This is a genomic window from Streptomyces sp. PU-14G, from assembly GCF_041028275.1.
Taxonomy (GTDB): Bacteria; Actinomycetota; Actinomycetes; order Streptomycetales; family Streptomycetaceae; genus Streptomyces.
In genome coordinates, this window is sequence record NZ_JASKYT010000318.1 from 1 (window position 1) to 9,594 (window position 9,594).

The following is a 9,594-nucleotide window of genomic DNA, read 5'->3' on the forward strand; positions in this document are numbered from 1 at the left end:
CTCCTTCTCCTGTCGGCGCCTGTCCGGCGAAAGGCGGACCAGACCATGCGCGTTCTCGGAATCAACGCTCTCTTCCACGACCCGGCCGCCGCGCTCGTCATCGACGGACACACCGTGGCGGCGGCGGAGGAGGAGCGGTTCTCCCGCCGCAAGCACGGCAAGCGCCCGGTGCCGTTCGCCGCCTGGGAGCTTCCCCACAAGGCCGCCGCCTGGTGTCTGGCCGAGGCGGGGCTGCGGCCGCAAGACCTCGACGCGGTGGCCTACTCCTTCGACCCTGACCTGGCCAAACCCGCCGTGGACATGGGGCTGGACGACCCGTGGGACCCGCTGCGCCTCACCTACGCGCGGGAGGCTCCGTCGTTCCTGTGCGAGGCGCTGCCGGGGCTGGAGCGCGAGAAGGTGCACTTCGTGGCGCACCACCTGGCGCACGCGGCTTCCTCGGCTCTCGCCGCGCCGGACGCGGACCGCTCCTCCGTGCTGGTGGTGGACGGGCGGGGCGAGTCGACGTCCCACCTGGCGGCGCGCCGCCGGGGCGCTGTCGTCGAGCCGCTGCGCGGGCAGCAGCTGCCGCACTCGCTGGGCCTGCTCTACGAGGAGCTGACCGCTCACCTGGGGTTCCTGCGCTCCTCGGACGAGTACAAGGTGATGGCCCTGGCCTCCTACGGGAAGCCGCGCATGGCCGCCGAGTTGAGCAGGTACGTGCACTCCACGGGGGACGGCGGGTTCGTGGCCGAACAGGTGCCCTGGGAGAGTTTCGCGCCGCCCGCCAGGCCGGGGCAGGACTTCACTCAGGAGCACGCCGACCTGGCGGCCAGTGCACAGCGGTGTCTGGAGGACACGCTGCTGGACATGGTGCGCTGGCTGCACGGGCAGACCCACGACGAGCTGCTCACCATGGCGGGCGGCGTCGCGCTCAACTGCGTGGCCAACTCGCGGATCGCCGCCGAGGGGCCCTTCTCGCACGTATGGGTGCAACCGGCGGCGGGCGACGCGGGGACCGCGCTGGGCGGGGCGCTGGCCCTGGCCTCCCGCGGCGGCGACGCCACCGAACCGATGGCGGGCGCCGACCTGGGGCGGCGCTGGGAGGACAGCGAACTGCGGGAGTGGCTGACGGTCGCCGGGGTGCCCTTCGAGGAGCCCGACGACGTGGCCGAGACGGTGGCCCGGGCGCTGGCGGACGACGGGATCGTCGCCTGGTTCCAGGGCCGCAGCGAGTACGGGCCGCGCGCGCTGGGGCACCGCTCGCTGCTGGCGCACCCGGGCAGGGCCGCCAACCTGGAGCGGCTCAACGACGTCAAGGGCCGCGAGCAGTTCCGCCCTGTCGCCCCCATGGTCCTGCAGGAGCGGGCGCCGGAGATCTTCGAGGGGGTGCTGCCCAGCCCGTACATGCTGTTCGTCCACGAGGTGCGTCCCGCCTGGCTGGACCGCATCCCCGCGGTCGTGCACACCGACGGCACCGCCCGCATCCAGACCGTCAGCCGCGAGAAGGAGCCGCTGGTGGCCCGGATGCTGACCGCGTTCGAGCGGCTGACGGGGCTGCCCGTCGTCGTCAACACCAGCCTCAACACGGCAGGGCGGCCCATGGTGGACGACCCGCGCGACGCGCTGGAGTGCTTCGGCTCCTCCCCCGTCGACCTCCTCGCCATCGGCCCGTACGTGGTGCGCAGAGCCGGCTTCTTCCACCACGCGGCGGACACCACGCGCCGGGCAGCCGGGGCCCCGTCCGGCGCCGTCCACGGGGAGGCGGCGTGAGCCGCGCGCGCGGCGGGCACCGGGCGGCCGAGCCCGAGTACGCGGTCGTCATCCCGACCCTGGGCAGGCCGTCGCTGAACCGCACGCTCCAGGCGCTGGCCGAGGCCGGGCCGCCGCTGCCCCGCCGGATCGTGCTCGTCGACGACCGCCCGGCCCAGCGGTGCGACCCGCTGCCCGTCGAGGTGCCCGAGGAGCTGGCCGAGCTGGTCACGGTGGTGCCCGGAGCCGCCGCGGGTCCTGCCGCCGCGCGGAACGTGGGCTGGCGCGCCGCCGGGCAGGAGTGGATCGCCTTCCTCGACGACGACGTCGTCCCCGGTGAGCGCTGGACGGCACGGCTGGCCGCCGACCTGGCGGCGGCGGACACCTCCCCCCTCCGCACAGCGGGCACCCAGGGGCGCATCACCGTCCCGCTGCCCGCAGACCGGCCGCCCACGGACTGGGAACGCAACACCGCCGGGCTGGCCACCGCGCAGTGGATCACCGCCGACATGGCCTACCGGCGCGAGGCGCTGGAGGCGGTCGGCGGGTTCGACGAACGCTTCCGCCGCGCGTTCCGCGAGGATGCCGACCTCGCGCTGCGGCTGGACGCGGCGGGGTGGTCACTGGCGGAGGGAGACCGGCACACCGTCCACCCGGTGCGCGCCGCCGACCGCTGGGTGTCGGTGCGGGCGCAGCGCGGCAACGCGGACGACGTGCTGATGAACCGGCTGCACGGTCCCGGGTGGTGGCGGCGGGCCGGTGCGGCGCGCGGTCGGCTGCCGCGGCACCTGGCCACCACCGCGGCGGCCGGTGCGGCCCTCGGCGGCCTGGCTGTCGGACGGCCCCGCGCCGCGGCGGCGTTGGGCGGGCTGTGGCTGCTGGGCACCGCGGAGTTCCTGGCCGCCCGGCTGCGCCCGGGGCCCCTCACCCGCGACGAGGGCCTCACCATGGCCCTCAGCAGCCTGCTCATTCCGCCGGTGGCCACTTTCCACTGGGCCCGCGCCCAGCTCCAGGCACGGCCCGCCCGCTGGTGCGACGGCACGGGGGTGTGGCCGTGAGCACCCACACCGCGGCCCAGCCGCCCAACGGCGAGCGCGACGGCGCACGCGCCGAGGCCGACGGCGCGGCGCGCACCCGCGTGGTGCTCCGTACGACGGCCGCCACCTGGTACCAGGACGGGCCGGACGCGCCGCTGCTGCGGATCTCCGCCGGCAGCCCGCTCGCGGCCAGCAGCCCGCTCGCGGCCGATGCCACACCCGGGGCGGGGGGCCGGGGCGAAGCCGCCGACGCCGCGCGCGGGGCGGTAGGCCGCGGCGAGGCGCCCGCGCGCCCGCGCGGTGCGCCCCGGGCCGTGCTGTTCGACCGGGACGGCACCCTCGTCGAGGACGTGCCGCACAACACCGACCCCGCGCGGATCCGGGCGCGGCCCCATGCGGCGGAGGCCCTGCGGCTGCTGGCGGCGGCGGGGGCGCGGGCGGCCGTGGTGACCAACCAGCCCGACATCGGCCGCGGTCTGCTCACCCTGCCCCAGCTCGAAGCGCTGCACGCGCGCATGGCCGAGCTGCTGGGCCCCCTCGACGTCACGGCCGTGTGCCCGCACACTCCCGGTGCGGGCTGCGGTTGCCGCAAACCGGCGCCGGGCCTGGTGCACGCGGCCTGCCGGGCGCTGGGCCTGGCGCCCGCCGAGACGGTCGTCGTCGGCGACATCGGCACCGACCTGCTGGCCGCCCACAGCGCGGGCGCGCCCAGCCTGCTCGTGCCCAACGAGGCCACGCGGCCCGAGGAGACCGACGCCGCCCCGCGCACCGCGGGGCACCTGGCCTCGGCGGTACGCACCCTCCTCGGCCCCGCACAGACGCCCGCACCCGCAGCCGCATCCGCACCCGCGGCCGACGCCCCGGGCCGCCGCGCCGACAGCCGCCCTCAGCGCGGCCTCGACGCGCGCCCGGGCGGCGAACGCGCCCACGCCCGCTCCCGTCCCGGAGGCCTCAGATGACGCACCCGGAGCGCACACCCCGCGACACCGCGCCCCACGGCGCGGACCGCCCCCACACGCTCGTGGTGCGGCTCGACAGCGTCGGTGACGTCCTGCTGGCGGGGCCCGCCGTGCGGATGGCAGCCGCCGGATCGCGGCGCCTCACGATGCTGGCGGGGCCGCTGGGTGAGGCGGCGGCGCGGCTGCTGCCCGGGGTGGACGAGGTCCTCACGTTCGACGCCCCGTGGGTGGGACGCGATCCGGCGGCGGTGGACAGAGCCGCAGGTGACGCCCTGATCGACGCCCTGGCCACCCGGCGCTTCGACCGTGCGCTGATCCTCACCTCCTACCACCAGAGCCCGCTGCCGACCGCGCTGCTGCTGAAGCTGGCCGGGGTGGAGTGGGTGGCCGCAGACAGCGAGGACTACCCGGGCTCGCTGCTCCAGCTGCGGCACCGCAGGGGGCGGGGGCGGCACGAGGCGCGGGCCGCGATGGACCTGGCAGCCGCCGCCGGGTTCGCCCTGCCGCCCGGCGACCACGGCGGACTGGATCTCGAGCCCCCGCCCGACACCGGCCCGCTGACCGGCACTGACCCCTACGTCGTCGTCCACCCGGGTGCCACCGCGCCGGCCCGTGCCTGGAGCGAGCGGCGGGCGGCGCGTGCCGTGGCGGCGCTGGCCGGAGCCGGTCACCGGGTGGTGGTCACGGGCGGCGCTTCGGAGAAGGAACTGACGGCCGCCGTCGCCGGCCGGCACGCCCTCGACCTGGGCGGGCGCACCGGGCTGCACGAGCTGGCGGGCGTGCTGGCCGGCGCCCGCGCGGTGATCGTCGGCAACACCGGGCCCTCCCACCTGGCGGCGGCGGTCGGCACCCCGGTGGTCTGCCTGTTCGCGCCCGTCGTCCCGGCGGGACGCTGGGCGCCCTTCGGGGTGCCGCACGTGCTGCTCGGCGACCGGGACGCACCGTGCGCCGGCACCCGCGCGGTGTCCTGCCCCCTGCCAGGACACCCCTGCCTGGACGCGATCGAGGACGCCGAGGTGCTGGCCGCGCTCGACCGGCTGCCGCCCGCCGCCCGCTCACGCACCGCCCGCACGGCGCGGACCGCCCGCACGGCGCGGACCACCGGCACGGACGGCAACGCCCGTGCGGACGGCAGCACACGTGCGGACGGCAACGCCCGTGCGGACGGCACCACACGCACGGACAGCACCACCCGTGCGACGCGCGCGGCCCGCGCGGACACCACCACCCGCGCGACTGGAACGACGACACGAAAGGCCGGGGCATGAACATCCTGATCTGGCACGTGCACGGCTCCTGGACCACGGCGTTCGTGCAGGGACCGCACACCTACCTGGTGCCGGTGCTGCCCGACCGCGGTCCCGACGGGCTGGGCCGCGCCGAGACGTTCGCCTGGCCCGACTCGGTACGCGAGGTGACCCCGCAGCAGCTCGCCGAGACGGACGTGGACGCCGTCGTGCTGCAACGCCCCCACGAGGAGGAGCTGGCCACCCGCTGGCTGGGCGGGCGCCGCCCGGGCCGCGACCTGCCCGCCGTCTACCTGGAGCACAACGCGCCCGACGGGAACGTTCCCGACACCCGCCACCCGTACGCGGACCGGCCCGAGATGACGCTGGTGCACGTCACCCACTTCAACCGGCTCTTCTGGGACAACGGCTCGACGCCCACCACCGTTATCGAACACGGCATCGTCGACCCGGGACACCAGTGGACCGGAGAGCTGGAGCGGGCCGCCGTCGTCGTCAACGACCCCGTGCGCCGTGGCCGCTACGTGGGCACCGACCTGCTGCCCGCGCTCAGCGAGGCCGCGCCGCTGGACGTGTTCGGCATGCGCACCGAAGGCCTCGCCGCGCACCTGGGCCTCGGCCCCGAGCGCTGCCGCGCCCAGGACCTGCCGCAGGAGCGGCTGCACACCGAACTGGCGCGGCGGCGCTGCTACCTGCACCCGGTGCGCTGGACGTCGCTGGGCCTGTCCCTGCTGGAGGCCATGCACCTGGGCGCGCCGGTGGTCGCGCTGGCCACCACGGAGGCCGTCGAGGCGGTGCCCGAGGGCGCCGGGGTGCTCTCCACCAGGCCCGAGGTGCTGGCCGACGCCGCCCGCCGCTACCTGCACGAGCCCGAGGCAGCCGCCGAGGACGGCGCCCGCGCCCGGCGGGCCGCGCTGGGCCGCTACGGGCTCAAACCGTTCCTGCACAGCTGGGAGCGGCTTCTCGAGGAGGTGACCCGCTGATGACGGGCGGAAAGAAGGAGCAGGCACCGCTGCGGATCGCGCTCGTCTCCGAGCACGCCAGTCCGCTGGCGGCCCTGGGCGGGGCCGACGCGGGCGGCCAGAACGTCCATGTGGCGCGGCTGGCCGAGACGCTGGCCGCACGGGGACACCGGGTGACCGTCTACACCCGGCGGGACTCCCCCGACCTGCCCGAGCGGCTGCCGCTGCGGCACGGTGTGGACGTCCACCATGTGCCGGCCGGACCGCCCGAACCCGTACCGAAGGACGAACTGCTGCCCTACATGGGCATGTTCGGCGCCTTCCTGTCCGCCCAGTGGGCCGCCGAGCGGCCCCACCTCGTCCACTCGCACTTTTGGATGTCGGGCCTGGCCACGCTCCAGGCGGCGCAGGACCGGGCACTGCCGTTCGCACACACGTACCACGCGCTGGGCACCGTCAAGAGGCGGCACCAGCAGGAGGCCGACACCAGCCCCGGGGAGCGCATCCCCTGCGAGACGGCGGTCGGCACCGCCTGCGACCGGATCATCGCGACTTGCCGCGACGAGGTCGAGGAACTGGCCGCGATGGGCGTGGGCACCGACCGGGTCTCGGTGGTGCCCTGCGGCGTCGACCCCGACGTGTTCACCCCCACGGGACCGCTGTGGCCGCGCCCGGCGCGGCGTCCGCTGCTGGTCCAGGTGGGGCGGCTGGTGCCGCGCAAGGGCGCGGCCGTCTCGATCGCCGCGCTCGCCCGCGTCCCCGGCGCCGAACTCCTCATCGCCGGCGGCCCCGGCGGCGCCGCGCTGGACCGGGACCCGGAGGCGCGGCGGCTGCGGGAGCTGGCGCGTGAGCTGGGCGTCGCCGACCGGGTGCACCTGACGGGCGGACTGGGCCGCGAGGAGGTGCCGCGGCTGATGCGCGCCGCCGACGCGGTGCTGTGCCCCGCGGACTACGAGCCGTTCGGCATCGTCCCGCTGGAGGCCATGAGCTGCGGCACGCCCGTGGTGGCCACGGAGGTCGGCGGCCAGCGCGACACGGTCGCGCACCGCGGCACGGGGCTTCTCGTGCCGCCGCGCGACCCGGCCGCGCTGGCGACCGCCGTACGGACGCTGCTGGCGATGCCCGCGCGGGGCCGTGCCTACGGCGCCTCCGGGCGGCGCCGGGTGCTGTCCCGCTACAGCTGGGAGCGGGTGGTGAGCCAGACCGAGGAGGTCTACCGGGACGTGCTCGCGGCCCGGACCGCGCCCGCCGCCGAGCCGGCCACGGTGACGGCCGCCCCGTGACAGACCTCCCCTGACGGACGCCCCCCGCGGCGTCTCCCCCTGACGGCCGCCCCGCGGCGTCACCGTCCCGTCCGCCCCGTCTCTTGCACCGGCCCCCTGTCGTCTCACGTCACGCTGTCGTCTCACGTCACGCGAAGGAGGGAGGCCGCGGCCCCACACCGGCCCCGCGGCCACCACCATGCTCCCCATCGACCCCGCACACGCCCACTGCCAGGCGCTCGAACAGGCCGTCGCAGCCTTCCGGCAGACCCACGCCCCCCAGATAAGCGCGTGGGGCGAGGAACTGGCCGAGGTGCTGCGCGACGGCGGGCGGCTGCTGGCCGCGGGCAACGGCGGCAGCGCCGCCCAGGCACAGCACCTGACCGCCGAGCTCGTCGGCCGCTACCAGGGCGAGCGGCCCGCCTACTCGGCGATCGCCCTGCACGCCGACACCTCCGCCGTGACGGCCATCGGCAACGACTACGGCTTCGCCGAGCTGTACGCCCGCCAGGTCGCGGCCCACGGGCGCCGCGGCGACGTGCTGATGCTGCTGTCCACCTCGGGGCGGAGCGAGAACCTGCTCACCGCGGCGCTCGCCGGACGCCGCGCCGGGCTGCGGGTGTGGGCGCTGACCGGTCCAGGGCCCAACCCGCTGGCCGCGGCGGCGGACGACGCGCTGTGCGTGACCGCGGCCACCACCGCGACCGTGCAGGAAGTGCACCTGGTCGCCGTGCACCTGCTGTGCGAGGCGTTCGACGCGGCCGGCGCACTGGCCGCCGACCTGCTCGCCGCGACGACGCCGCTGCCCGCCGCCGACGGCGAGGTGCGGGTGCCGGCCGCAGAGCACAACGGACCGCCCGAGTTGTCGCCCGAGAGGTGACCTCGCGGGCGCGCCGCCGCCCAGGCCACCTGCCCAGCCCCGCCCCCGAAGGAGGCGTGCATGCCGCGCAACCGCCCGCTCGTCGTCGTCGGCGACACCCTGTTGGACACCGACGTCGAGGGCCAGGCCAGCCGGCTGGCGCCGGACGCGCCCGCTCCGGTGCTGGACGTGTCCGAGGAGCACAGCAGACCGGGTGGTGCCGGGCTCGCCGCCGTCCTCGCCACCGCCTTCCCCGACCCGGACGCCGACCGGCCCCGGGTCGTCCTGGTCACCGCGCTGGGCCAAAGCCGCTCCGACCAGCTCGTCCGCGACCTGCTCGCCCCCCACGTCAAGGTGCTGGAGCTGCCCCTGCGCGGCAGTGTGCCCGTCAAGACCCGGCTGTGCGCGGAGGGGCGCCCGCTGCTGCGCGTGGACCGGGGCGGCGGCACCGTGGGACCCGTCACCGACGAGGTGCGCACCGCGCTCGCCGGGGCGCACACCGTGCTCGTCGCCGACTACGGGCGCGGGGTCGCCGCCCGGCTGCGCGCCGAACTCGCCGTACTGGCCGGACACACCCAGGTCGTGTGGGACCCGCATCCGCGCGGCGAACCCCCCGTGCCCGGCGCCCGCTTGGTCACCCCGAACGCCGCGGAGGCCAGGGCCCTGTGCGCCGACCCCCACCCCGACGCGGACGGCGACGGGCTGCACGGGCACGGGCGGCGCGGCGCCGCCCTCGCCACCGCGTGGCGCAGCGCGGCCGTGACCGTGACGCTGGGGCGGCGCGGCGCCGTGCTGGCCCGCCCAGGGGACGAGGCCCCGCTCTACTTCCCGCCGCTCCAGGAAGCCGACGGCGACCCGTGCGGCGCCGGTGACTGCTTCGCCGCGACAGCGGCCCGTGCCCTGGCCGAGGGCGCCCTGCCCGAGGAGGCCACCCACGAGGCGGTACGGCAGTCGGGCGCGTTCGTGGCCGCGGGGGGCGTGCGCAACCCCCGGCTGTGGGGCGGCGTGCCCGGCAGCGCCCCGTCGGCGTCCGCCGCACCGCCGCCGGTCCGCGCCGCCGACCGCTCGCTGACGGACGCCCGCGCCCTGGCCGCCTCGGTGCGGGCACGCGGCGGGACCGTCGTCGCCACCGGCGGCTGCTTCGACCTGCTGCACGCCGGGCACGTGGGCATGCTGCAAAACGCCCGCCGCACCGGGGACTGCCTCATCGTCTGCCTCAACTCGGACGTCTCCGTCCGCAGGTTGAAGGGCGAGGGCCGCCCGCTCACCCCCGAGGCCGACCGGATCTCCGTGCTGGCGGGGCTCGACTGCGTGGACGCGGTCGCCGTCTTCGACGAGCACACCCCCGAACGGCTGCTGCGCGACCTGCGCCCCCACGTGTGGGTCAAGGGCGGCGACTACGGCACCGAACGCCTCCCCGAAGCCACCACGTTGGAGGAGTGGGGGGGCCGCGTCCTCCTTCTGCCGTATCTGGACGGCCGCTCCACCACCGCCCTCGCCCGCCGCGCCGGACGCGCGGGCGRRGCCGGTGGTGGAG

Annotated in this window: 8 protein-coding genes; all 8 read left to right on the forward strand. The window is 76.9% G+C overall.

Annotation, left to right across the window (positions count from 1 at the left end):
* Positions 1-45: 45 nt before the first annotated feature.
* Positions 46-1,752: a carbamoyltransferase gene (locus AB8Z75_RS27310; RefSeq protein ID WP_369206521.1), complete on the forward strand. Its 1,707-nt coding sequence runs from the start codon at positions 46-48 to the stop codon at positions 1,750-1,752.
* Positions 1,749-2,789 carry a glycosyltransferase family 2 protein gene (locus tag AB8Z75_RS27315; RefSeq protein WP_369206523.1) on the forward strand — a complete coding sequence of 347 codons (1,041 nt, stop codon included), beginning with the start codon at positions 1,749-1,751 and terminating at the stop codon, positions 2,787-2,789. Before AB8Z75_RS27310 ends, AB8Z75_RS27315 begins: the two co-directional genes overlap by 4 nt.
* On the forward strand, positions 2,786-3,727 hold the full coding sequence (locus AB8Z75_RS27320; RefSeq protein ID WP_369206525.1) for a D-glycero-alpha-D-manno-heptose-1,7-bisphosphate 7-phosphatase: 942 nt from the start codon (positions 2,786-2,788) through the stop codon (positions 3,725-3,727). Before AB8Z75_RS27315 ends, AB8Z75_RS27320 begins: the two co-directional genes overlap by 4 nt.
* Positions 3,724-4,995 carry a glycosyltransferase family 9 protein gene (locus AB8Z75_RS27325; RefSeq protein WP_369206527.1) on the forward strand — a complete coding sequence of 424 codons (1,272 nt, stop codon included), beginning with the start codon at positions 3,724-3,726 and terminating at the stop codon, positions 4,993-4,995. The genes AB8Z75_RS27320 and AB8Z75_RS27325 overlap by 4 nt, the downstream gene beginning before the upstream one ends.
* Complete coding sequence (locus AB8Z75_RS27330) at positions 4,992-5,957, forward strand: glycosyltransferase (protein WP_369206529.1); 966 nt, start codon at positions 4,992-4,994, stop codon at positions 5,955-5,957. Before AB8Z75_RS27325 ends, AB8Z75_RS27330 begins: the two co-directional genes overlap by 4 nt.
* Positions 5,957-7,219, forward strand: a complete 1,263-nt coding sequence (locus AB8Z75_RS27335) for a glycosyltransferase (protein ID WP_369206531.1) — start codon at positions 5,957-5,959, stop codon at positions 7,217-7,219. Before AB8Z75_RS27330 ends, AB8Z75_RS27335 begins: the two co-directional genes overlap by 1 nt.
* Positions 7,220-7,397: 178 nt before the next feature.
* Entirely contained in the window at positions 7,398-8,078 is a 681-nt protein-coding gene (locus tag AB8Z75_RS27340) for an SIS domain-containing protein (protein ID WP_369206533.1), read from the forward strand.
* Positions 8,079-8,138: 60 nt separating this feature from the next.
* A partial coding sequence (rfaE2, locus tag AB8Z75_RS27345) for a D-glycero-beta-D-manno-heptose 1-phosphate adenylyltransferase (protein WP_369206535.1) occupies positions 8,139-9,594 on the forward strand: 1,456 nt, incomplete at its 3' end.

Bases quoted from the DNA above. Each gene is read 5' to 3' on its own strand.
- AB8Z75_RS27310 (WP_369206521.1), top strand. From the start codon at position 46: ATGCGCGTTCTCGGAATCAACGCTCTCTTCCACGACCCGGCCGCCGCG.
- AB8Z75_RS27325 (WP_369206527.1), top strand. From the start codon at position 3,724: ATGACGCACCCGGAGCGCACACCCCGCGACACCGCGCCCCACGGCGCG.
- AB8Z75_RS27330 (WP_369206529.1), top strand. From the start codon at position 4,992: ATGAACATCCTGATCTGGCACGTGCACGGCTCCTGGACCACGGCGTTC.
- AB8Z75_RS27335 (WP_369206531.1), top strand. From the start codon at position 5,957: ATGACGGGCGGAAAGAAGGAGCAGGCACCGCTGCGGATCGCGCTCGTC.
- AB8Z75_RS27340 (WP_369206533.1), top strand. From the start codon at position 7,398: ATGCTCCCCATCGACCCCGCACACGCCCACTGCCAGGCGCTCGAACAG.